Below are 22,188 nucleotides of genomic sequence, written 5' to 3'. Positions count from 1 at the left end.
CCGTGCCGTACCCGTGGTAGTTAACGGGTCGCTTCGGCAGCCGGTCAGAAAGCGGTCTTTATGGAATAGCCGAATCGGGCGATCCGGTGCGTAAGCGATTAGCGCAGGCAGGCCTGGAGCAACGGGCCGGCGGCCGCCTGCAGCTTCAGGCTCAGCAGATCATCGGCGCGGGCTAGAGAGTCCCAGGCTGGGTTGCAGGGGCCAGCGGGGTCGGAATTCAGCCAAGACAATGCTCCAGCAACGGGCCGGCGGCTGCCTGCAGCTTCAGGCTTAACAGATCATCGGCGCGGGCAAGAGAGCCCCAGGTTGGGTTGCAGGGGCCAGCGGGGCCGGGATTCAGCCAAGACAATGCTCCAGTAACGGGCCAGCGGCCGCCTGCAGCTTCAGGCTTAACAGATCATCGGCGCGGGTCCGGCCCAGGTTGATCGCGGCCACGGGTTTGCCCTGCTGTGCGGCCTGGCGGCAAAAGCGAAAGCCCGAGTACACCATCAGTGACGAACCCACCACCAACATGGCATCGGCGCGGGACAAGGCGTCCATCGCCATGCTGACCCGTTCCTTGGGCACTTGGTCACCAAAGAACACCACGTCGGGTTTCAGGATACCGCCGCAGCGGTCGCAATCATGCAGGCGAAAGTCACTGAAGTCCCGTTCCAGGTCGGCATCGCCATCGGGTGCAGCGCTCGCCTGCAGATCACGGAAATCAGGGTTGTCGTCGGCCAGCCGCTGTTGCACCTGGGTTCGGCTGTAGCGCTGCTGGCAGCCGAGGCAGAGAACGCTGTCGGAGCGGCCATGCAGGTCAAGTACTCGAGTGCTGCCGGCCCGTTGATGCAGTCCGTCCACGTTTTGTGTGACCAGCAGTTCGATTTGCTTGCGCTGCTCGAGTTCGGCCAGACCGCGGTGGGCGGCATTGGGCTTGGCCCGGGCCATCAGGGGCCAGCCCACCAGGCTGCGAGCCCAGAAGCGCTGCCGGCAGCTGTGCTGGGTGACAAAATCGCGATGATCAACCGGGGGCGGACGTTTCCAGTTGCCCTGATGGTCCCGGTAGTCGGGAATGCCCGAGTCTGCACTGATACCGGCCCCCGAGAGCACGAACAGGCACGGGTGGCGTTCCAAAAAGGCATTGAGCTCATCGCTCTGGCGTTGCAGAGAGCCGTCTTGCAGCGTCGTATCTGGCATGGCAAAAGCGATCCTCCGATGTCTGATCCTGGTGGCGCCCAGAGTACGTGCAAGTCTGTTCGCGGACCAGCCTTTTAGCTGCGCAGCGTGGTGCTGCGGCTTGCTCAAAGCGGTTCTATGTCATAGAGCGCCAGCGAGTCGAGCGGGCGAAACAGCAGTATGTGGCGGTAATGGTTGCCGCCTTCCAGCGCCTGGGTGGCAAAGCCGTCCAGTCCGCAGGAAGGGCAATAATGCTCCATTGCCTCACACAGACGTTCGAGTCCAGGCCCTATATCCTCCAGGTGAGCGGTCTTGGTTTTTGACGGCAGTGTCAGTGCTGATGCTGCTCTCAGATCGATGGGGGCGGCTTTAAACGGCACAGTACGCACAGCGTCCAGTGGAACGATGCGCAGTGCCATCAGCGGCACGATGAGCGGAGCCAGGGCCTTGACCGGCAGAACGGCCAGGCGCAGCGCGTCCTTGGGCGTCGCGGTGATCAGATAGCCGCGTCTCCTGTGCGCCAGCAGCGTGGGAGAATGGCTCCACAGGCTGGTGCGGTTGCTGTAGAAGCCGCGATGGTAGAGATGGCTGAGCTGACCGTAGACTTCTATCTGGCTGGTCTCGATCGCCTGCTGCAACTGCTGATCAAGTTGCAGCAGCAGGTCCTTTTCCGGTGCTGCCATGGGGGCCTCGAAGCGGTTTTGCGGTCGCGTTTGGCTGCGCAATTCCCTCATTTTAGTTCAGCGGATCTGTTGCTGTTGAACAGGCTGTGTAATGGGCGCAGTTGGAGCGCCGTATGCGGAGCACAAAAAAAGGCCAGCTAATCTCTAGCTGGCCCTTTCAGTTGTGCCATCGATGACTGTCGATCAGCGGGCGGCCTTGGCCTTGGCTTCGATGCGACGACGGTGCAGTACCGGCTCGGTGTAGCCGTTAGGCTGCTCGCGGCCTTCAAGCACCAGCTCACAGGCCGCCTGGAAGGCAACACTGTCGGCGAAGTTGCCGGCCATGGGCTGGTACAGCGGATCTTCGCTGTTCTGGCCGTCCACTACGCCGGCCATGCGCTGCAGGGTTTCAATCACCTGCTCGCGGCTGCAGATGCCGTGGTGCAGCCAGTTGGCAATGTGCTGGGCGGAGATGCGCAGGGTCGCGCGGTCTTCCATCAGGCCCACATTGTTGATATCCGGCACCTTGGAGCAGCCGACACCCTGGTCAACCCAGCGTACAACGTAGCCGAGGATGCCCTGGGCGTTGTTGTCAAGTTCCTGCTGGATTTCCTCGTCGGACCAGTTGGGGTTCTGCGCGACAGGGATGGTCAGGATGTCGTCAACGCTGGCGCGTGGACGGCTCTTGAGTTCATCCTGGCGGGCGAATACATCCACGTGGTGATAGTGCATGGCGTGCAGGGTTGCGGCCGTGGGGGACGGTACCCAGGCGGTGTTGGCTCCGGCCAGCGGGTGTCCGATCTTGGCCTTGAGCATATTGGCCATCTGATCGGGAATGGCCCACATGCCCTTGCCGATCTGGGCGCGGCCCTGCAGTCCACAGGCCAGGCCAATGTCGACGTTGGAGTCTTCGTAGGCCTGGATCCACTTGGCGCCCTTCATGTCGCCCTTGCGGATGACGGGACCTGCTTCCATTGAGGTATGGATTTCATCTCCCGTGCGATCGAGGAAACCGGTGTTGATGAACACCACGCGGTCCTGGGCGGCACGGATGCATTCTTTCAGGTTCACCGTAGTGCGGCGTTCCTCATCCATGATGCCCATTTTCAGGGTGAACGGCGCCAGCCCCAGGGCCTGTTCAACACGGCCAAATAGTTCGTTGGCGAACGCCACTTCTTCCGGTCCATGCATCTTCGGCTTGACGATATACATGGAGCCGGTGGTGGTGTTGCGCAGCGGGCTGTTGCCTTTCAGGTCGTGGATGGAGATCAGGGTCGTGATCATGCCGTCCAGGATGCCCTCGGGCACTTCGTTGCCGTCCTTGTCGAGGATGGCGTTGTTGGTCATGAGGTGGCCAACGTTACGCACAAACATCAGGCTGCGGCCTTTCAGGCTCAGGCTGCCGCCATCCAGGGCGGTATAGTCGCGATCCGGGTTCAGGCTGCGGATCACGGTCTGGTCACCCTTGCTGACCGATTCGGTCAGATCGCCTTTCATCAGGCCGAGCCAGTTGCGATACACCAGTACCTTGTCGTCTGCATCCACGGCTGCCACGGAGTCTTCGCAGTCCATGATGGTGGTGAGAGCCGATTCGAGCAACAGATCCTTGATGCCGGCGGGGTCATCCTTGCCGACCCGGCTGGTGGCATCAATCTGGATTTCGAAATGCAGACCGTTATTCTGCAACAGGATGGCGGTGGGCTCTGCCGCGTCATCACCGCGGAATCCGCGAAGCTTCTCGGGCTGTTGCAGCGAACTTGTGCTGCCGTCGTTCAGACTGACGGCCAGTTGGCCATCGCGAATGCTGTAACCGACGGTGTCCTTGTGGGAGCCTGCGGCCAGGGGTACGGCCTGATCGAGGAAGTCGCGGGCAAAGGCGATAACCCTGGCGCCGCGAACGGGGTTGTAGGTCTTGCCTGCCTCGGCACCGGCGTCGCTTGGAATGGCGTCTGTGCCGTAGAGGGCGTCGTACAGACTTCCCCAGCGGGCATTGGCGGCATTCAGTGCGTAGCGGGCGTTCATGACGGGAACCACGAGCTGCGGGCCTGCCATGGTGGCCATTTCCGGATCGACATTGCTGGTGGTCACGCTGAAGGTATCGCCTTCGGGCAGCAGGTAGCCAATGTCGGTCAGAAAGGTCTTGTAGTCGGAAAAGTTGAAGGCCTGTCCCTTGTGATCCCGGTGCCAGGCGTCAATCTGTGCCTGCAGCTGGTCTCGTTTGGTCAGGAGTTCACGATTGCGCGGTGCAAGATCGTGCACAATCGAATCGAACGCGGTCCAGAATTGCTCGGCCGTTACACCGGTGCCTGGCAGCGCTTCGTTATTGATAAAGTCATATAGACTTGTGGCAACCTGAAGGTTACCGCTGTGTACCCTGTTGTTCATTATGTACTGCCTCTTGCTTATCTTTTCAGTCCCGAACGGGGCGAGGCACCCGAAACCGGGCAGCAATTGTTTAGTTTTGGTCTTTTGTGCGACGCCGTAATCTACCCGATTATTGGCGAACTGTCGCCCCCTGCGCCCCTAAAGTAGTACAAATTCTTGTAACTTCGTTGTTCGTGCTGTCAGAAGGGCGACGAATCAGAACAGCCAGCTGTTCAGGTTGGCCGGTGGTTCATGGCGTTCAAGGCGTTGCAGGCCCTTGACGCAACGTACAATGAACCAGACGACTGCGAACAGCAAAATCAGAAATCCGATTCCAATTCCAGACAAAAAAATGCCTGAAAATGTATACAGGAGGCCAATCCAGAAAGTCCTGATTTGCCATCGGTAGTGGGCCTTCAGCCAGTCATCCCCTTCGGACCTGTATACATAGGCCATGACCAATCCCACCAGGGCAGTAATGCCCACCACCAGACTGACCAGATACAGAATATAAATAACCTTGGCGTTACCGCTATCCTGCTGCCCGCGGGTGAAAGGGGGCTGATGATCTCGGGAGGTGTCTGAGTGTAAATCCTGTGTCATGTGCATTCCCTTGTTTGCTGTCTGTTCAGGTTGTTGGGCTCAAGGGCAGTGGTGGCTATAACTGCGCCCGGATCGAATCCGGCAGCGCCACGGAGCGGCCACTGGCGTGATCCATCCACACAACCTTGGAGTAGCCCTCGCCAACCCGCACGTCAGGGTTGGATTCGGCATAGACATGGTAGTAAATCATGAAACTTGAGCGCCCGGGTTCCGCTACGAAACAGTCGATACGAATGCTGTCCGGATAGACCAGCGGACGCAGAAAGGTGTAACCGACGTTGATGATCACGGGGGCCTGGGCTGCGCCTTCCAGGCCCGCACCGAGCTTGATCAGCAGCTGGACGCGTGCTTCTTCCAGGAAACGGATATAGAGCACGTTATTGATGTGGCCATAGGCATCCATGTCGCCCCAGCGCAGGGGCAGGCTGCAGCTGTGCAACAGTTTTCCGGCTTCAGGCATGACGGGGGTCTCCGGTTACGGGTTCGCTGGGCGGTTCGCTCGAGTGGAGGTGCACATCCAGCTGCGGGAAGGCGATTTCCAGCCCCGCTTCCCGGAACTTGCGATCAATCGCCGTATTGACGTTGTGGGTAACCAGCATGCGGTCGGACATGGCACTGACAAACAGGCGCAGCTCCAGATCCAGGGTGCTGGCGCCAAAACCGATGAAGAACGCTTCGGGCGCCGGGTCTTCCAGTACGCGGTCGGTTTCCCGTGCCGCTTCGATCATCAGGGCGCGAGCGCGTTCGGTATCGGAGCCGTAGGCCACGCCAACCAGAATGACCACCCGGGTGGTCGGGTCGGTGAGTGACCAGTTGATCAGCTGATCGGTGATAAAGGTCTTGTTCGGGATGATGACCTCCTTGCGGTCCCAGTCGACGATGGTGGTGCCGCGAATATGGATGCGCGTCACGGTACCGCTGACGCCGCCGATCGTGACGGTATCGCCGATACGCATGGGCTTCTCGAACAGGATGATGAGACCGGATACGAAGTTGGCCACGATCTCCTGCAGGCCAAAGCCCAAACCGACGCTCAGTGCCGCGACCAGCCATTGCAGTTTGGCCCATTGCAGTCCCAGCTCGCCGACACAGGCAACGATTCCCACCACCACCAGGCTGTACTTTATCAGCGTGGTTATGGCGTAACCGGTGCCCGGTGCCAGGGTCATGTGGCGCAGTACCAGCAGCTCCAGCAAGCCTGGCAGGTTGGCGGCCGCGAAGATGCTCAGGCCCAGAATCAGGGCGGCAAACAGCAGATTCTTGAGGGTTACGCTGGAGAGGATGTCACCATCGCTGGTACTGCTGATATTGGACCAGAGCACCAGCTTGTCAAATACGTCCAGCGCTGGCAGGAAGTCACGCAGCACCAGCGACAGCAGGCCCAGCAGCAGAATCACGCTGGTGGTGACCAGCAGTTTGCGGGACTGCTCGGTAATGTCCTGCATGTCGAGGTAATTGGTGCTCAGCGACGGCTCGTCCTCGTTCTTTTCCCGCGCCGCCGCGATTTCTGCCTGGCGTTTCTTGGCACGATCAAAAGCCAGCCGGCGTTCGGCGATCAGCAGCCAGCGCAGGCCCAGCTGGTAGGCGACGAAGACCGACAGGCAGACAAGCAGGACCGACAGCAGCAGTACCATGAATACCTGGCTGGTAAAGACATAACCCACCAGCATCATTACCAGCAGAACGAAGTTGAAGCCCACCAGCGTGCTGAGCCAGACCTCGGCCTTGAGCCACCAGTGCCCGCTTTGTGTCAGGCGGTTCAGTTGCGGCGCGACCGTCAGCAGACTGCCCCAGAGCAGGGTGACAATGCCGGTGAGCAACAACATCAGCAGCCGTTCAAGGCCCGATTTCATCACGTCTGAATAGAATGTCGTTTCGTAGACGTATATGAGACCAAGCAACAATGGGCCACAGCTCAGGCCGAGCAGCAGCAGACGCTGGCTCAGAACCTGGGCAAGTTTCGGCGCAACATTGAAATGGCCGACAAACAGGCCATTGGGCACTTGCAGCCAGAGGCGCAGGAACTGGATCACCCAGATTGCCAGGGCGGCGATTTGCAGCATGAGGGTCAGAGCATCGACGTCCGGGTGCGCGGGATTCAGCACATAGCGCGCGACGATCAGCATGAAAACGGGCAATGGCAAGGCGATGACCGGCGCAATAACCAGAGGTAAAACTGTGTGAGCGAAGCGATCCCGCAGTACATTGCCGATTTCCTGCTGCCAGGGTTGCAGCCGGGCGCGCTGGTAACGAATCAATAGCAGGGCCAGGCCGCACAGCATGACTAACCCGAGCAGGGGGAGGGCTAGCCTGGAGGAGTAGACCAGCAGCGGTGTGTTCGCGTTGCGGTGCCAGCGTTCCAGCAGCACTTGCCGGCTCTGCATGAGTTCGCCAAACCAGTTGAGCTGCACAGGTGTGACGCTGGGCAACCAGAGTAGCTGCTCGCTGATCAGGGTGCGTGCCTGGCTGATACGCTCGTTGATGCTTTCCTGTACCGACAACAGTGAAGACAGCTCTGCCACCAGGCTGAGGCGGGCGTCGCGCAGCTTGCTGTACAGGCTCAGGCGATCGTTGAGCAGTTGCCGGTACTGGCTGCGGGCTGCTTGCGGCAATTGCAGGCCGGCGGAGGTTTCATAGCCGCCCAGTTCCTGCTCGGTGCCAAGCTGGTCCCGATTGAGACGGATGTTCTGCAGGCGCAGCTGGTTGATGCGGGCGCGCGTTTCTGCGGTATTGAGCGGCCGGGTCAGGCCAGCCTGCAGCCGGTGCAGTTCGGTGCCAACATACTGAATTTCCAGTTCCAGTTGTTGGGAGATGGTGCGCAAGGCATCATCGACCTGGGCCAGATGGGCGTTCTGCTGCCGGCGCAGGGTACTTGTCTGTTCGATACTGGCCAGGGTGTCACGCAGCTGCAGACTCAGGTTACGGTTCTGCTCGCCGGCGGCCTGCAGAACCGGATCCAGCTCGCTCAGGTCGCTCGGTTGCAACTCGCTGAGGGTTTTTTCGGTCTGGCTGCGCAGGCGCCACTGGATCAGTTCTTCCAGTTGCTGCAGTTGCTGAGTGCTGCGGCTGAGGTCGCGGTTCAGCTTTTGTAGTCTGAGATCATTGAGTTCGGCGCGCCCGGGCAGGGCCAGCAGTTCCAGTTCCAGGCTCTGGATGTGGGCACTGCGCGTACGCAAACGCGCACTTTGCAGCAGTTGGTTGGCTTCACTGCCACTTTGTGAGTCGGGTGAGGGGTCACTGGCCTGTTTGAGCTGGGTGAGCTGGTCACGCAGGTTTAGACGCTTGTTGTCATTAAGGGCGATCTCCTGCTGCAACTGGTCACGTGCCTGCTGCTGCTCAAGCATGCTGGCCTTGAGCAGTGTCTGGCGCTGCTGCAGCTGCTCCAGCGACTGGGCTTCCAGCGCTACGGGATCCGCTGCGGGTGCTTCGGCGGGCGCCTGTTTCAGGCGGCTGATATCGGCGGGCAGGGTTTCAAGTTCCTGGCGCAGCTGCGCAGCGCTGCTTTCGAACTGTTTCAGATCCTGCAGCGTATCGAGGGCCTGCTGATAGCGGTCCCGTTCGTTCTGTTCCTCTGCGCTGAGTGTTTTGCCTTCGTATTGTGTGAGGCGTTCGGTAATCTGTGCGATTTCGTCATCGGGCCCGGCCCATGCGCTGGTACCGAGTAATATGAAAAGGCCCAGTATGGCGCTGACTGCGGTTTTAATGCAGGCGGGCGCACGCGCAAAAACATCGAATTCCACGATAGACTTCAACATGGGGTGGGCAGGACTCAGAGCCATATTCTCGCTACAGTGTGGTTGTACCCTGGCCGGGAGATGCCATGAAGGTCATTGATTCTCGACAAATCCGCGACGGGCTTAATATATTCGAGCCCAACGATATCACGCTTTGTACCACGCGGCTGCAGGCGTATCTGGAGCATTATGGCCTGATCGCCTTGATGTCTCGCTGTGAATACAGTATTGGACGGGAACGCGTCGATGAGCTGGACTTGGTGGTGCAGCAATTTCGTCCCCGGGGACCGATATGTGGGACGGCAGTGCTGGTGCACGGCTATACCGATCATGCCGGCCTTTATGGCCACCTGATCGACTATCTTCTGAAAAGACGCTGGAACGTGCTGATCTATGACTTGCCGGGCCATGGCCTCTCCGCCGGGCCGGCGCTGGGCATCGATCATTTCTCAACCTATGCACGGCAGTTGTCGCGGCTGTTGCAGCGTCACGGTGACAGTTTGCCCCACCCCTGGGTGCTGATGGGCCAAAGCACCGGAGCGGCCATAGTGATGGAGCAGCAGCGCGGCGGCGATCCTGTTGCCGACAGGGTGGCGGGGCGGGTCTATCTTGCACCGCTGATTCGGCCGGTCATGATGCATGTGATTGTGCGCAAGTATCGCTGGTTCGGGCGTTTTCTCAAGCAGGTCAAACGCATTTATTCGGACAATTCCGGTGACGCAGACTTTGTACGCTTTGTGCGCGAGTACGATCCGCTGCAGCACTCCCGTGTGGCGGTCAGCTGGGTCAGGGCAATGCTGGAATGGGTGGCGCAGATCGAGGCCAGCGGGCCTTTGGCGGGCATGCCGCTGTTATTGCAGGGGGAGGAGGACGGGACTGTGGACTGGCGCCATAATCTGCCGGTGATGCAGCGTCTCTATCCGTCATTGCAGCCCGTGCTGATTCCGGGTGCGCGGCATCATCTGGTGAATGAAACGCCGGCGCTGCGTCATCAGCTGTTTGCCCACATCGGAGCCTATCTGGAAGGAATTCGGGCGAGCGCTGAAGGAAAAAGCAGAAAGGCCTAAAATCGACCGCTGATCTGACGATCAGCGGTCGGGTTCACTGCCACCTGTTCGGGTCCGCAGTGTTTAACGCAGTATCAGAACAGACGACGTGCGCGGATGGTGCCTTCGATTTCGAGAATCTTCTCGAGCGCCATTTCCGAGTAGTCGGCGTCCACATCCACCACGACATAACCCACCTTGTCGTTGGTCTGCAGGTACTGACCCGAGATGTTGACGTTGTTCTCGGAGAACACGGTGTTGATCTTGCTGAGGATGCCTGGGATGTTGCGGTGTACGTGCAGCAGGCGGTGTACATTGGCGTGCGCAGGCAGGGCCACTTCCGGGAAGTTGACGGAGGTGATGGTCGAGCCGTTGTCGCTGTATTTCGCCAGTTTTTCCGCCACTTCGTAGCCGATGTTTTCCTGTGCTTCCATGGTGGAGCCACCGACGTGCGGCGTCAGGATGACATTGTCGAATGCCCGCAGCGGCGAAATGAATTCGTCGTTGTTGCTGCGCGGTTCAACCGGGAATACATCCACGGCGGCGCCCAGCACGCGGCCGCTTTCCAGCGCGCCGCACAGGGCGTCAATATCGACCACGGTGCCGCGGGCGGCGTTGATAAAGATCGCGTCCTGCTTGATCTTCTCAAACTGCGCCGTACCCATCATGTCCTTGGTTGAGCGGGTTTCGGGGACGTGCAGCGAGATCACATCACAGGTGGCCAGCAGTTCGTTCAGTGAGGCGAGCTGAGTGGCATTGCCCAGCGGCAGCTTGGTGACGACATCGTAAAAATACACGATCATCCCGAGGGATTCGGCCAGTATGCTAAGCTGCGAACCGATGCTGCCGTAGCCGACGATGCCGAGCTTTTTGCCGCGGATCTCGTACGACTTGGTGGCTGTTTTCTGCCAGACGCCGCGGTGTGCCTTGGCGTTTTTCTCCGCCACGCCGCGCAGCAGGATAATGGCTTCGGCCAATACCAGTTCAGCCACGGAGCGGGTGTTGGAGTAGGGCGCGTTGAAGACCACGATGCCGCGTTCGGTGGCAGCCTTGAGGTCAACCTGATTGGTGCCGATACAGAAGCAGCCAACGGCAATCAGTTTCTCTGCTGCGTCCAGGATCTTCTCGGTCAGCTGTGTACGCGACCGAATACCGATGAAGTGTACGTCCTTGATCTTTTCGATCAGGTCATCTTCCGGCAGGGACCCGGTGACGTATTCTATGCTGGTGTAACCTTGTGCATTCAGGGTATCGACCGCCGACTGGTGGACGCCTTCCAGTAGCAAAATCTTGATCTTGCTTTTTTCCAGAGAAGTGCTCTTGCTCATACTGTACGACTCGTTAAATGGTTAGCGGGCGGGTATTTCAGGGCAGCTATCGTAGCACAAAGTTACATGAATGAGTTTGAGGCGTGAGCGCTAAACGCTGGAAATATATTCAACTTAAGATGAGCAAATCTGCACTCAGGCAGGCGCTGCTTGCATGCAGCACCGCCTGTCGCATCCACTGGCCAGGATTGGCCGGTGGTGGTTATCAGCCATAGAAGCAGAGGTAGGCGGTGTCCTGCTCGACCTTCAGCTGGAATTTCTGTTTGGCATCGATGTTGAACTCGGTGCCGGCGGGGTAGCTGGCAAATTCGTCGCTGCCCGGCAGTTTGACGATCAGTTCGCCGCTGATCACGACCATGCGTTCTTTCTCGCTGGTGCCGAATTCATACTCGCCAATGGCCATTACGCCAACGGTGGCACGGCCTTCGGCGTTTTCGAAACCGATGGATGTTACCTTGCCTTCAAAGTATTCATTAACGTGGAACATGCTGGATCCTCTGTATTGGATGCCGAAAAGGGCATTGGAAAAGTTGAAAAGCCAGCATCATAGTGCCAGGCGCGCAACTTGGCTATATGCGGCTGCAGACTCAGCTTCGAGGCTTTGCATGGTCTGCCGTTGAATGGGCCAGTACGAAGTCCACAAATTCCCGGTTGGCGCGTGACTGGTAGCCCTGGCGCCGCCAGGCTATCGACAGGTCGAGCCAGACCGGTTCCTCGAACGGCACCGCCACCAGCTCAGGGTCATCGCGCAGGACCATGGCCAGCAGCGTCGAGATACCGAAGCCCTGCTTGACGATTGATTTGATCAGCGGCAACAGGTTGGTTTCAAAGCCGATGTTGGGTGTGCGCTGGCAGCGCCGGGCGATCAGGTCAACTGCCTTGCGATGGAAATAGCCTTGCTGGAACAACACGAGCTCTTCGTCGAAAAAGGCCTCGTAGCTGATATGGGGCTGCTGCGCCAGAGCGTGATCCTGCGGCACGATCACCATCATCTGCTGACGCAGGAACAGGCTGGCCTCCAGCGTCTCCGGCACGTCATCCGCGACGATGATCGCCAGATCCAGCAGGCCTTCCTGCAGCATGTCCTGAAGTCGGCCGGTGCCCGCCTCAACCACCGACAGCCTGATATTGGGATGCTGGTGTCGAAATGCCATCAGGATGGGCGGAAAATAATAGGACCCCAGCATACCGGGAATGCCCACGCGCACTTCGCCCCGGGTCAGGCCGCGCAGCTCCTGCATTTCGAGCTGGGCGTCATCCACGGTCTGCAGAATGCGTTTAGCATGTCCCAGCAGTCGCTGGCCCTCATCGGTTAATGTGACCTTGCGGTCATGGCGATGAAACAGGGTCAGCTGCAGCTCGCCTTCCAGCTTGCGAATGGCCATGCTCACGGCAGGCTGGGCAACATGCAATACTTCGGCTGCCCGGGTAAAGCTGGCGTGGCGGGCCACTTCAACGAAATAGCGCAGCGGTTTGATGTCCATTGCATAAGCACTCTTTATTTATCTGATAACAACTATATATTTTTATGATGCCAATGGCAGCGTTATGCTGCAGCCTGTTACTGACGGGGGGCATGAGCATGATTGAAGCGGGCAGCAAGGCGTTCTGGCGGGCGACTCTGGCACTTTGTCTGGGATCGGTGATGATCTTTGCCAATGTCTACGTTACCCAGCCGCTGTTGCCGATGATTGCCGACTCCTTTGGTATTTCGCCACTGCAGGCCGGCTGGAGCTTTACCGTGACAACCCTGACCCTGGGGCTGTCGTTGCTGTTTTATGGTCCGTTGTCCGATGCGCTGGGACGTCGCGGCATTATCCTGCTGAGCATGGGCGGTGTCGTCGTGACGACGCTGGCGCTGTCCCAGGCCGATAGCTATGCCATGCTACTGGCGCTGCGGGCCCTGCAGGGGCTGTTTCTTGGCGGCCTGCCGGCAATCGCAATTGCCTATATGGGCGACGAGTTCGACCGCAAGGCATTGCTGCTGGCGGTGGGTTTCTACATCAGCGGCAATACGCTGGGGGGCGTCGGCGGGCGCCTGGTTGGCGGCTTTGTCGGTGACAGCTATGGCTGGCCCGAGGCTTTTCTTGCGATGGCTTGCGTCAGCCTGGTGCTGCTCGCGCTGGTGGTCTGGCTGTTGCCGGCGTCCAGCGGCTTCAGCCCGAGGGCGCTGCGACCGCGCATTATGCTGCAGGATTTGCTGGGACACTTGCGCAACCCGCTGTTGCTGGGGGCTTACCTTGTGGGCGGGCTGAATTTCTTTATCTTCATCAACCAGTACAGTTATGCCACCTTCATGCTGGCGGATGAGCCCTATGGGCTGTCGGCGAAATTTCTTGGCATGCTGTTCCTGACCTACCTCAGCGGCACCGTCGGCTCGGCACTGTCGGGCCGGGTGGCGCAGCGCCTTTCTCAGCCGGTGTGCCTGATGATCGGCATCCTGTTACTGATGCTTGGTTCGCTCGTTACCCTGATACCGTCGTTGCTGGCCATCGTGGTGGGCTTTCTGATCAACAGCTTTGGCTTTTTCTTCGCCCATTCGACGGCCAGTAGCTGGGTGAGCCGCCATGCCGAACAGGCGCGGGCCAGCGCATCGTCGCTGTATCTGCTGTTCTACTACCTGGGCGCCAGCTGTGGTGGCTTTTACCTGGCGCCTTTCTGGCATGCTTACGGCTGGTCCGGAGTGGTTGCAGGCTCCCTGGCGATGTTCGGTCTCACGCTGTGGATAAGTTTTCTGTTGCTGCGTGCCGAGCAGCGGCGCATGGTACTGGCCTGAGGCGTTGCTGGTGTGGCACTGGCTAGCCCCGCAGACCGGCGTTATGCTTGGCGTGCCGGTCGAAGTGATGGCCGGTGCGTCGATTCAGGGGTTAACTCAAGGGAGTGGCAATGAAATACCAGCACCGATTTATTGATGGCACGGCAGCAGGGCTGCCGCTGGGCAAGGTTGTCTGTGTCGGGCGCAATTATGCCGATCATGCAGCCGAGCTGAATAACCCGATTCCCACGGTACCGATGCTGTTTATCAAGCCCGCCACCTCGGTGGTGCCGATGGCCGAGCCCTTCGCCATTCCGGTAGGTCAGGGGCGGGTGCATTTTGAGACCGAGATGTCGGTTCTGATCGGCCGCCGCTTGAGCAAGGCGAGCGAGGCTGAGGCCGCGCAGGCGATTGCCGGTATCGGCCTTGCGCTGGACCTGACGCTGCGTGATGTGCAGGATGAACTCAAGCGTCAGGGCCATCCGTGGGAGAAGGCCAAGGGGTTTGACGGCGCCTGTCCGTTGTCGGATTTTGTGATGCCGGATCGTGTCAGCAGTTTGCAGGATGTGCAGATCCGATTGCGCGTCAACGGCGAAACCCGTCAGGACGGCAACAGCCGCTTTATGCTTAATCCTGTCCTGGCGCTGCTCAGCTATATCTCGCAGTACTTTACGCTGGAGCCAGGCGATGTGGTGCTGACCGGCACGCCCGCCGGTGTGGGGCCGATCGAGTCCGGTGACCAGCTTGAGGTGGAGCTGGTGGGCCTGTTGCAGGTGACCAGCGCCGTACTTTGATGCCTTTAGGTCGCAAGGCGGCGAGGTCGCTTTCCTGCGTGTAGACTGAAGGAGCGGTGCGGCAAAAAATATCAGCCTTCGCCGTGATTTCGTACCCTGGGGTATTTGCTATGGCGACAGCGTTGGTGGTTGGGGCTACTCGAGGAATCGGGCAGGGATTCGTCCGGGCGCTGTTGCAGCGCGACTGGAATGTCTACGCCAGTTACCGGGACTTCGCCGGTGCCGGCACACTGAATGCGCTGACCGCCGCCTTTCCCGGCCAGCTGCATCTGTTACAGCTTGATCTGGCAGAGGAGTCGAGTATTGTCGAGGCGGCGGGCATACTGGAACAGCATCTTGATGAGCCGCTGGAGCTGGCGCTCTGTTGTGCCGGCCTGCTGCATGAAGGCGACAACCTGCCGGAGAAAAGCCTGGCCCAGCTGTCGGGCGACTGGTTGCAGCGCTCCATGACGGTGAATGCGCTGGGCCCGCTCTTGCTGCTAAAGCATGTATATCCGTTGCTGGTACAGCATACCGCCAGCCAGTTCGCGGTTATTTCCGCGCGGGTAGGCAGTATCAGCGAGAATCACCTGGGGGGCTGGTACAGCTACCGGGCGTCCAAGGCGGCGCTGAACATGCTGATGAAAACCGCGTCCATCGAGATGACCCGGCGCTTTCCGCATATGCAACTGCTGTGTCTGCACCCGGGCACAACCTCCACCGACCTGTCGGAACCCTTCAGCAAGCGGGTCGCACCAGAAAAGCTCTTTACGGTGGAGCGTTCAGTACGCCAGTTGTTGAAAGTGCTGGACGATGCCCGCAATGGGCCAAGTGGCCGCTTCCTGAGTTGGGATGGCAGCGAGGTACCTTGGTAGATTTCGCCTTCATGCGTGCTCGTTGACGTTATAGAAAAGGCGCCCGCGGATGCGGGCGCCTTTTTTATGCCGTGTATTTTTATTTGCTCGAAGAATGCCCTTAAAGTGTTTTCAGATACTCGATCAGTGCAAAACGCTGCTCGTCGTTCAGGTAGGGGCCGATTCTGCCGGCGGCGGTACCGTCATTAAACTCATGGCCGGTATTGAGGTTGCCAGGCTGACGGGTATCGACCTGGGAAACGCTGGCATTGGGCTGGCTCAGATAGCCGACCTTGACCGGGTCGAATTCGCGCTGTCCCAGCGAGAAGGTGGCTGGGCGTTCAGCGACGGGGGAGAGCAGCGCATAGAGGTTGGGCACCGAACCATTGTGCAGAAAGGGCGCGGTCGCCCAGATGCCGTTCAGCGGGCGAGCCTTGTAGCCGGCCGCAGCCTGCAGGCAGTTGGGCCTGTTGCCGTTGAGCTGTTCCTGTTCCGCAGCGCCGATACCGTGCTGGCGATACCAGTAGTCGGTGGTTTCCTGTACCAGGGCGCCGAGAGAAAAGGCGAATGAGGCATCCGGCGCTTCAGTCACCTGCAGCGGGGTGCAGTTCTGACCCTGGTAAACCTCGGTATCGATCCCCAGGCCCTGGGTATCCACGGTGCGTTCGGCCAGCACTTTCGATTGCATGGGGTCTGTGCCGATTTCCTCCAGTGGAATTATCTTGAGGCGCAGCAGCCGCTCGCCGGCGCTGTTTATTCTCGGCCAGTAACGTTCGCTCCAGAATTCGGCTGACTGCACCGGTGGCAGGTGGCAGCCCTGACAGAGCTGCCCGTAGAGCTCGGCGCCTTCGCTTGCAAGATCCATATCGATCGCCGGCAGTATGTCTTGCGGCCACTTTGGCGCGCGCAGGCCGCTAAAGGCCTGGGCCTCAAACGGTGCTGTCTTGCCGGCCAGCTGCTGCTCGATGCGGTGCAGTGTTTTGACCCTCACGGTGGATGAGAAACGCGTCGGGCCTTCCTCCAGATTGACTAACGCGGCAACGCCCAGGGCTTCGCCGGCGTTGCGTACCATGGGTTGCATGATGGAGCCGTCGTACTGTACCCATTCAAACCAGGATGAGGTCCAGATATGGGGGTAGTTGACCGGCGCGTTTACCGGCACAAAATTCTGCGGCCGGTTGGCGTCCAGGGCAAAAACCTGGTTGCCGATACGGTTGAGGGCGTCGAGTCGAGTAAAACCTTCCACGTTCTTGAGGTTGGCTTTAATTGTCTTGGCGATGTCTTTGAGGGTGTGGCTTTCGGTGCCGGCGTTTATGTCGCGCAGTATCACCTGTTGTTGCTGGGACTCGATGGTGGCCAGTTGCTGATCAATCAACCCCATCAGGGTTTTGGCGAAGTCTTTTTTGAGCTGAGTACGATTGGCGGCGGTGTTCTTGTCCCCGAGCACGCGGGCGGCAAACCGGTTGAAGCGCAGCGTGCTGTAGTTGTTCTCGAACATGGCCAGGAACAACACATTGGTGAGCCGGGTGATATCGGTCATGGCCGGGCCGCCATCATAGCGGATGGAGGTGCCCTGGTAAGTCATCTGGCCGGTATGGCAGGCGGCGCAGGTAAACCCGATGGCGTTGTACTGCCGTCCGTCCACGGGGCTCGTGACACCGTAATCGACGGCGAAGCCTACCGGGAGCCCGCTCTGATTAAAGCGGCTGACGTCACTTTGAATAAAGCCCACCCGGCTCAGATAGCCAGGGTCGGACACGAGCTTGCCTTCGCCAAAGGGGCTGAAGCCGGGTTGTTCCAGTGCCATGAACCATTCAAACGGAATCGGCAGTGTCGATGTACCCTGGCTGGCGTGGTGGTACCAGTCGCGGCTGTTGCTGTCCCAGGACGGGCCCTGATCCAGCCAGACGACACGATCAACAGGCTCAAAGGGGGGCAGGGCGCTACAGGCGCCGAACAGAATGGTAGAACAGACGAGCGCTATTCGCAGGGCAGGCATCACAGATCCCTCTGTTGTGGAATCTGGCCCATCGCTTCGCGGCCCGGTTCCATGGCTAACGTTACGGCTAAAACAAGCGTTTTATTAGCATGGTAGTGTAGCCTAACTGGCGTCCCTGCCAAGGCTCGAGAGTGTGTTTAGTCTGTTAGACGATTATCGCGATAATCACGCAGGGCCTGCTCGATTTCTTCCTGGCTGTTCATCACGAACGGTCCGTATTGCACGATGGGTTCGCCGATGGGGCGGGCCGCCAGCAGCATCAGGGCGCTGTCTTTGTGCGCCTGCAGTGCCACCGCGTCGCCATCACTCAGCACTCCCAGCTCGCCGGCGTTCAGTGTCTTGTCGCCCAGCTGAATCTGGCCGCGATAGACATAGACAAAGGCCCGGTGACCGGCCTTGACCGGGTGGGTCAGGCTGCCGCCGCCGGGCATACGGATATCCACCATCAATGGATCGACGCCGATGCCATTGACCGGCCCGACAACGCCCAGCGAATCACCGGCAATCACCCGGCGCAAGATGCCCTGTTCATCAGTGACCTCCGCAATATCTTCCGGCAGCAGATCCTGATAGCGCGCTGGATTCATTTTCTCGGCCGCCGGCAGGTTTATCCACAGCTGGAAACCCCACATCAGCCCTTCTTCCTGCTGTGGCATTTCGGAGTGGATAATGCCGCGACCGGCCGTCATCCACTGGGCGCCGCCGGATTGCAGCAGGCCGACGTTGTTCAGGTGATCGCGGTGCTCCATGCGGCCTGCCAGCATGTAGGTGACGGTTTCAAAACCGCGATGCGGGTGGGAAGGGAAACCGGCGATATAGTCGTCGGCGCTGTCGGACTTGAATTCGTCCAGCATCAGGAACGGATCCAGGTTGCGCAGGTTCGGCGTACCGATGACGCGGTTCAGGCGTACGCCTGCACCGTCCGAGGTGGGCATGGCGCGAGCACGGCGTTCAAGCGTGCGTAGGGTCATGAGGGGCTCCTGTCGGTTAAGGGTTCATGCTGACATCTTAAAGGGAGACGGCCAGGGCCAATAGCGGAAATATTTGTCCGAACCCTTCAGTTTTTCCGCATGCTTTTTCGTATCATGGAGCTCACTCGATTGGGGAGAGCACTATGTTGTGGGTCAAAACCTTTCATATTCTGGCGATGACCAGCTGGATGGCGGGGATTTTCTATCTGCCGCGCATCTTTGTGCATTTTGTCGAGGGGCGTGCCGCGGGGCAGGATGTGACACGGTTACAGATCATGGCACGCAAGTTGTACGGTTTCATGACCGTGATGGCGGTGTTTACCCTGGCTCTGGGGCTCTGGCTTTGGCTGGGGTATGGCTTCAGCGGCGGCTGGCTGCATGCCAAGCTGCTGTTCGTGGCGTTGCTGATCGGGTACCACGCCTGGTGCAGGGTCTACCTCAAGCGTATGGCCAGCGGGACCCTGGTTCAAAGCGGGCGTTATTTCCGGCTTTTCAACGAGCTGCCGCTGCTGATTTTTATTCCCATCCTGATTCTGGTGGTGGTCAAGCCGTTCTGAGCCATGAGTATTGCGATCGCGTGCGGTGACATGTTTTCGGTGGCAGGGCGTTATCGCACGAAAGGGTGGCGCTCAGTCCTCCGGGTGGAGCCGGTTTAGCAGGCGTTGCAGTCGTGCCTCGAGGCGGTCGCTGCGCTGGCGCAGGGTATCCACATCGGCCATAAAGCCTTCCAGTTCTGCCCTGGGTGGCAACAGCAGTGCCTCTTCCTGCAGGTATTCACCCAGATTATGGCTCAGGCTGCTGCCGGTCTGTCGCCAGTAGCTGCGCTGCTGGCGTACAAAGTTGGCAGCCTGGTGGGCCGCCAAATCACCGATCTGATCAGCCAGCAGGCCTTCCCAGTCAATATCGGAGTCGGCCAGTATGGCCTGCAGGCGATTGGCCAGCACGCTGTCGCCGCTGATCGTCACACCCTTGCCGAACAGGGCCGCGGCCTTGTCCTCGCTGCTCACCAGACGCAACAGGGCGCTGGCACTGCCGGCGATGCTGGCATCGGGCTCGTCGCCATAGTGCTGCTGCAGTTGCAGGCCTTCGTTGTTGGGTATCAGAAAAAGCTTCATGGGCACCGGCGAGCTGATCTCCAGTGCGATAACGCGGCCGTCGAGCCGGCCCAGCGCCCGCAGCGTGACCGGGTCGCGACTGAGCAGGCGGTTGAGGCTCTGTTCCAGCAGTGTCATCAGGGTGGCATTGAACATGTTCACAGGCATGCTGTATCGCCTCAGGGCTTGATACCGGTGTGCAGCGCAACGACACCGCCGGTCATGTTCTGGTACTTGCAATTTACCAGCCCGGCAGCCTGCATCATGCTCTTGAGTGTTTCCTGATCAGGATGCATGCGAATGGACTCGGCGAGGTAGCGATAGCTTTCGGCATCGCCGGCAATGGCCTGCCCCATCTTGGGCAGGATGTTAAAGGAGTAGAAGTCGTACAGCTTAGTCAGCGCCGGGTTATCGGTCTTGGAAAACTCCAGCACCATGACCTTGCCGCCAGGCTTCAGTACCCGGGCCATGGAGCGCAGCGCGGCATCCTTGTCGGTGACATTGCGCAGGCCGAAGGCGATGGTTATGACATCGAAGTAGTTATCGGGAAAGGGCAGGCATTCTGCGTTGGCCTGGACGAACTCGATATTGCCGGCCGCACCGCGATCCAGCAGCTTGTCACGCCCGACTTTGAGCATCGAGTCGTTGATATCCGCCAGTACAACCTTGCCCTCTGGCCCGACCAGGCGGGAGAAACGCAGCGTGAGATCGCCCGTGCCGCCGGCGATGTCCAGTACCCGGTGACCACGGCGCACGCCGCTCTGTTCAATGGTCAGGCGCTTCCACAGCCTGTGTACGCCACCGGACATCAGGTCGTTCATGATGTCGTACTTGGTGGCGACCGAGTGAAATACATCGGCCACGCGTTTGGCTTTGTCTTCGACCGGCACCTGCTGGTAACCGAAATCCGTGGTGTTGTCTTGCTTGTGGTCGCTCATGGTCACAGTTCACTAAGCCTTTGCGGAATCTGTGGGCATTGTAACGCGCCGCCCGGGGGCTTGTCTGTCTTCGGTGCAGCGCAAAGATGCGCGCCCAGAGTATCAACCCCTGGCGATAAGCCCGCCGTCACGGGAGGCGCCGGCGGCTTCGAGCTGGCGCAGGTACTCATTCCAGTAGCGGTCGTAATCGTGGGCCAGGTCGTAGAGGTATTCCCAGGTATAGAGGCCGCTGTCGTGACCGTCGTCAAACACGATCTTGAGCGCATAGTTGCCGGCCGGCACGACCTGCTTGATGCCCACCAGCTTCTTGCCGGTTTGCAGCACGCCCTGGCCAATGCCGTGGCCGCGCACTTCAGCCGAGGGGGAATGAACACGCAGGTATTCGGCTGTCAGTTCGAAGCTGCCATCCGGATATACCAGTTCCAGGGTGCGCGACTTGAGATGTAAGCGGATATCGGAGGGAAGCGGTACTTCGTTCATCGCACAACCTATGGTGTTGAGGCGGGCCAAGGCCCGCCGCTGAAAATGTGGCCGCAGCGCCTGGCAGGCGCTGCGGCTGGGTCAGAGAATGTAGTGGCTCAGATCCTGATCCTGGCTCAGTTCCGCCAGATAGTTGTCTACGTAGGCCGCATCGATCAGCAGCTTTTCGCCGCCGAGATCCGAAGCGGTGAACGACAGCTCCTCGAGGAGCCGCTCCATCATGGTGTGCAGGCGACGGGCGCCGATGTTTTCAGTCTGCTCGTTAACCTTGAACGCCAGCTCTGCGATGCGGGCAATGGCGTCGTCGCTGAATTCGATGTCTACACCTTCGGTCTTCATCAGCTCACGGTACTGCTCGGTGATGCTGGCGTTGGGCTCGGTGAGAATACGGCGGAAATCATCCGGCGTCAGGGCATTAAGCTCGACGCGGATCGGCAGGCGGCCCTGCAGCTCCGGAATCAGGTCGGACGGACGGGCCAGGTGGAAGGCGCCCGAGGCGATGAAGAGGATGTGATCGGTCTTGACCATGCCGTGCTTGGTGCTCACGGTGCAGCCCTCGATCAGCGGCAGCAAATCGCGTTGCACACCTTCGCGGGAAACATCGCCGCCGGTGGTGTCGGAGCGTTTGCAGACCTTGTCGATCTCGTCCAGGAATACGATGCCGTTCTGTTCCACCAGCTCAACGGCGGTCTGTTTGATGTCTTCTTCCTTCACCATCTTGGCGGCTTCTTCATCCACCAGCAGTTTGAAGGCCTCTTTCACCGGCAGTCGGCGAGACTGTTTGCGGTCGCCGCCGAAGTTGGCAAACATGTTTTGCAGCTGGCTGGTCATTTCTTCCATGCCGGGTGGTGACATGATTTCGACGCCGACCTTGGGCTGGGCGATATCCAGTTCGATCTCCTTGTCGTCCAGCTGATGCTCGCGCAGCTTCTTGCGAAATATCTGTCGTGTGGCGCTGTCGGTCTTGCTGGGCTGAGGTTCGTTATCGCTGGAGCGGGCCGGCGGCAGCAGGGCATCGAGAATGCGCTCTTCGGCGGCTTCCTCGGCGCGAAACCGCACCTTGTCCATTTCCTGTTCGCGCACCATCTTGATGGCCATGTCGACCAGGTCGCGCACGATGGTTTCCACATCGCGTCCGACGTAGCCCACTTCGGTGAACTTGGTGGCTTCCACCTTGATAAAGGGCGCATTGGCCAGTTTGGCCAGGCGGCGGGCGATCTCGGTCTTGCCGACCCCGGTGGGGCCGATCATCAGAATATTTTTGGGCGATACTTCGGCCCGCAGCTCTTCATTTAGCTGCATGCGGCGCCAGCGGTTGCGCAGCGCCACGGCGACGGAGCGCTTGGCGGCATCCTGGCCAACGATATGGCGGTCCAGCTCGTGGACGATTTCACGCGGTGTCATGTTGGACATGTCTGGTTCCTCTGCT

At 59.5% G+C, this 22,188-nt stretch carries 20 protein-coding genes; 5 read left to right on the top strand and 15 right to left on the bottom strand.

Features of this window, described 5'->3' with window-relative positions; translation table 11 throughout:
• Positions 1-336: 336 nt before the first annotated feature.
• The 6 genes from F451_RS0114015 to F451_RS0113990 form a co-directional block, all read right to left on the bottom strand.
• Complete coding sequence (locus tag F451_RS0114015; protein ID WP_020682012.1) at positions 337-1,179, bottom strand: NAD-dependent protein deacetylase; 843 nt, start codon at positions 1,177-1,179, stop codon at positions 337-339.
• Between the two features lie 104 nt (positions 1,180-1,283).
• Positions 1,284-1,841 carry a hypothetical protein gene (locus F451_RS0114010; protein ID WP_156826486.1) on the bottom strand — a complete coding sequence of 186 codons (558 nt, stop codon included), beginning with the start codon at positions 1,839-1,841 and terminating at the stop codon, positions 1,284-1,286.
• Positions 1,842-2,024: 183 nt separating this feature from the next.
• Complete coding sequence (locus tag F451_RS0114005; protein WP_020682010.1) at positions 2,025-4,205, bottom strand: malate synthase G; 2,181 nt, start codon at positions 4,203-4,205, stop codon at positions 2,025-2,027.
• A 195-nt stretch (positions 4,206-4,400) separates the two neighbouring features.
• Complete coding sequence (locus tag F451_RS0114000) at positions 4,401-4,787, bottom strand: DUF4870 family protein (protein ID WP_020682009.1); 387 nt, start codon at positions 4,785-4,787, stop codon at positions 4,401-4,403.
• Positions 4,788-4,842: 55 nt separating this feature from the next.
• The gene (locus F451_RS0113995) at positions 4,843-5,247 is read right to left on the bottom strand and encodes an acyl-CoA thioesterase (RefSeq protein ID WP_020682008.1); all 405 of its coding nucleotides are present in this window, start codon (positions 5,245-5,247) and stop codon (positions 4,843-4,845) included.
• Positions 5,240-8,542, bottom strand: a complete 3,303-nt coding sequence (locus tag F451_RS0113990) for a mechanosensitive ion channel domain-containing protein (RefSeq protein ID WP_020682007.1) — start codon at positions 8,540-8,542, stop codon at positions 5,240-5,242. The genes F451_RS0113995 and F451_RS0113990 overlap by 8 nt, the downstream gene beginning before the upstream one ends.
• A 65-nt stretch (positions 8,543-8,607) precedes the next feature.
• On the opposite strand from F451_RS0113990, the gene F451_RS25590 reads away from it, so the two are divergent.
• Complete coding sequence (locus F451_RS25590; protein ID WP_020682006.1) at positions 8,608-9,588, top strand: alpha/beta hydrolase; 981 nt, start codon at positions 8,608-8,610, stop codon at positions 9,586-9,588.
• Between the two features lie 74 nt (positions 9,589-9,662).
• Here the strand turns inward: F451_RS25590 and serA are convergent, their stop codons facing one another.
• The 3 genes from serA to F451_RS0113970 form a co-directional block, all read right to left on the bottom strand.
• Positions 9,663-10,895, bottom strand: a complete 1,233-nt coding sequence (gene serA, locus F451_RS0113980; RefSeq protein WP_020682005.1) for a phosphoglycerate dehydrogenase — start codon at positions 10,893-10,895, stop codon at positions 9,663-9,665.
• Positions 10,896-11,100: 205 nt separating this feature from the next.
• Positions 11,101-11,382, bottom strand: coding sequence for a pyrimidine/purine nucleoside phosphorylase (gene ppnP / locus F451_RS0113975; protein WP_020682004.1), 282 nt, complete (start codon positions 11,380-11,382; stop codon positions 11,101-11,103).
• A 100-nt stretch (positions 11,383-11,482) separates the two neighbouring features.
• A complete protein-coding gene (locus F451_RS0113970) occupies positions 11,483-12,379 on the bottom strand; it encodes a LysR family transcriptional regulator (protein ID WP_020682003.1) in 897 nt (298 codons plus the stop codon).
• Between the two features lie 98 nt (positions 12,380-12,477).
• Here F451_RS0113970 and F451_RS0113965 point away from each other — a divergent pair, with 98 nt between their 5' ends.
• The 3 genes from F451_RS0113965 to F451_RS0113955 all read left to right on the top strand — a co-directional run bounded on the left by F451_RS0113965 (position 12,478) and on the right by F451_RS0113955 (position 15,298).
• Complete coding sequence (locus F451_RS0113965) at positions 12,478-13,671, top strand: MFS transporter (RefSeq protein ID WP_020682002.1); 1,194 nt, start codon at positions 12,478-12,480, stop codon at positions 13,669-13,671.
• A 110-nt stretch (positions 13,672-13,781) separates the two neighbouring features.
• On the top strand, positions 13,782-14,444 hold the full coding sequence (locus F451_RS0113960; protein ID WP_020682001.1) for a fumarylacetoacetate hydrolase family protein: 663 nt from the start codon (positions 13,782-13,784) through the stop codon (positions 14,442-14,444).
• A 110-nt stretch (positions 14,445-14,554) separates the two neighbouring features.
• Complete coding sequence (locus F451_RS0113955) at positions 14,555-15,298, top strand: SDR family NAD(P)-dependent oxidoreductase (protein ID WP_026291767.1); 744 nt, start codon at positions 14,555-14,557, stop codon at positions 15,296-15,298.
• A gap of 100 nt (positions 15,299-15,398) precedes the next feature.
• On the opposite strand, the gene F451_RS25585 is transcribed toward F451_RS0113955, so the two are convergent.
• On the bottom strand, positions 15,399-17,276 hold the full coding sequence (locus tag F451_RS25585) for a di-heme-cytochrome C peroxidase (RefSeq protein WP_020681999.1): 1,878 nt from the start codon (positions 17,274-17,276) through the stop codon (positions 15,399-15,401).
• 137 nt (positions 17,277-17,413) lie between these two features.
• Positions 17,414-18,247, bottom strand: a complete 834-nt coding sequence (locus F451_RS0113945) for a pirin family protein (protein WP_020681998.1) — start codon at positions 18,245-18,247, stop codon at positions 17,414-17,416.
• 143 nt (positions 18,248-18,390) lie between these two features.
• Between F451_RS0113945 and F451_RS0113940 the strand changes: the two genes are divergently transcribed.
• The gene (locus F451_RS0113940) at positions 18,391-18,804 is read left to right on the top strand and encodes a CopD family protein (RefSeq protein ID WP_020681997.1); all 414 of its coding nucleotides are present in this window, start codon (positions 18,391-18,393) and stop codon (positions 18,802-18,804) included.
• Positions 18,805-18,876: 72 nt separating this feature from the next.
• On the opposite strand, the gene F451_RS0113935 is transcribed toward F451_RS0113940, so the two are convergent.
• The 4 genes from F451_RS0113935 to hslU all read right to left on the bottom strand — a co-directional run bounded on the left by F451_RS0113935 (position 18,877) and on the right by hslU (position 22,172).
• Entirely contained in the window at positions 18,877-19,509 is a 633-nt protein-coding gene (locus F451_RS0113935) for a ubiquinone biosynthesis accessory factor UbiJ (RefSeq protein WP_020681996.1), read from the bottom strand.
• Positions 19,510-19,520: 11 nt separating this feature from the next.
• Entirely contained in the window at positions 19,521-20,279 is a 759-nt protein-coding gene (gene ubiE / locus F451_RS0113930) for a bifunctional demethylmenaquinone methyltransferase/2-methoxy-6-polyprenyl-1,4-benzoquinol methylase UbiE (RefSeq protein WP_020681995.1), read from the bottom strand.
• A 102-nt stretch (positions 20,280-20,381) separates the two neighbouring features.
• Positions 20,382-20,759 (bottom strand): gamma-butyrobetaine hydroxylase family protein, encoded by a 378-nt coding sequence (locus F451_RS0113925; RefSeq protein WP_020681994.1) that lies wholly within the window; start codon positions 20,757-20,759, stop codon positions 20,382-20,384.
• An 81-nt stretch (positions 20,760-20,840) separates the two neighbouring features.
• Positions 20,841-22,172: an ATP-dependent protease ATPase subunit HslU gene (hslU, locus tag F451_RS0113920; protein WP_020681993.1), complete on the bottom strand. Its 1,332-nt coding sequence runs from the start codon at positions 22,170-22,172 to the stop codon at positions 20,841-20,843.
• Positions 22,173-22,188: the final 16 nt, after the last annotated feature.

The organism is Marinobacterium rhizophilum DSM 18822 (assembly GCF_000378045.1).
GTDB classification, from domain to species: Bacteria; Pseudomonadota; Gammaproteobacteria; order Pseudomonadales; family Balneatricaceae; genus Marinobacterium_A; species Marinobacterium_A rhizophilum.
Note: the sequence above shows the minus strand (reverse complement) of the source record. Positions and strands in the feature narration are given on the sequence as shown.

Bases quoted from the DNA above. Each gene is read 5' to 3' on its own strand.
- F451_RS0114015 (WP_020682012.1), bottom strand. From the start codon at position 1,179: ATGCCAGATACGACGCTGCAAGACGGCTCTCTGCAACGCCAGAGCGAT.
- F451_RS0114010 (WP_156826486.1), bottom strand. From the start codon at position 1,841: ATGGCAGCACCGGAAAAGGACCTGCTGCTGCAACTTGATCAGCAGTTG.
- F451_RS0114005 (WP_020682010.1), bottom strand. From the start codon at position 4,205: ATGAACAACAGGGTACACAGCGGTAACCTTCAGGTTGCCACAAGTCTA.
- F451_RS0114000 (WP_020682009.1), bottom strand. From the start codon at position 4,787: ATGACACAGGATTTACACTCAGACACCTCCCGAGATCATCAGCCCCCT.
- F451_RS0113995 (WP_020682008.1), bottom strand. From the start codon at position 5,247: ATGCCTGAAGCCGGAAAACTGTTGCACAGCTGCAGCCTGCCCCTGCGC.
- F451_RS0113990 (WP_020682007.1), bottom strand. From the start codon at position 8,542: ATGTTGAAGTCTATCGTGGAATTCGATGTTTTTGCGCGTGCGCCCGCC.
- F451_RS25590 (WP_020682006.1), top strand. From the start codon at position 8,608: ATGAAGGTCATTGATTCTCGACAAATCCGCGACGGGCTTAATATATTC.
- serA (WP_020682005.1), bottom strand. From the start codon at position 10,895: ATGAGCAAGAGCACTTCTCTGGAAAAAAGCAAGATCAAGATTTTGCTA.
- ppnP (WP_020682004.1), bottom strand. From the start codon at position 11,382: ATGTTCCACGTTAATGAATACTTTGAAGGCAAGGTAACATCCATCGGT.
- F451_RS0113970 (WP_020682003.1), bottom strand. From the start codon at position 12,379: ATGGACATCAAACCGCTGCGCTATTTCGTTGAAGTGGCCCGCCACGCC.
- F451_RS0113965 (WP_020682002.1), top strand. From the start codon at position 12,478: ATGATTGAAGCGGGCAGCAAGGCGTTCTGGCGGGCGACTCTGGCACTT.
- F451_RS0113960 (WP_020682001.1), top strand. From the start codon at position 13,782: ATGAAATACCAGCACCGATTTATTGATGGCACGGCAGCAGGGCTGCCG.
- F451_RS0113955 (WP_026291767.1), top strand. From the start codon at position 14,555: ATGGCGACAGCGTTGGTGGTTGGGGCTACTCGAGGAATCGGGCAGGGA.
- F451_RS25585 (WP_020681999.1), bottom strand. From the start codon at position 17,276: ATGCCTGCCCTGCGAATAGCGCTCGTCTGTTCTACCATTCTGTTCGGC.
- F451_RS0113945 (WP_020681998.1), bottom strand. From the start codon at position 18,247: ATGACCCTACGCACGCTTGAACGCCGTGCTCGCGCCATGCCCACCTCG.
- F451_RS0113940 (WP_020681997.1), top strand. From the start codon at position 18,391: ATGTTGTGGGTCAAAACCTTTCATATTCTGGCGATGACCAGCTGGATG.
- F451_RS0113935 (WP_020681996.1), bottom strand. From the start codon at position 19,509: ATGCCTGTGAACATGTTCAATGCCACCCTGATGACACTGCTGGAACAG.
- ubiE (WP_020681995.1), bottom strand. From the start codon at position 20,279: ATGAGCGACCACAAGCAAGACAACACCACGGATTTCGGTTACCAGCAG.
- F451_RS0113925 (WP_020681994.1), bottom strand. From the start codon at position 20,759: ATGAACGAAGTACCGCTTCCCTCCGATATCCGCTTACATCTCAAGTCG.
- hslU (WP_020681993.1), bottom strand. From the start codon at position 22,172: ATGTCCAACATGACACCGCGTGAAATCGTCCACGAGCTGGACCGCCAT.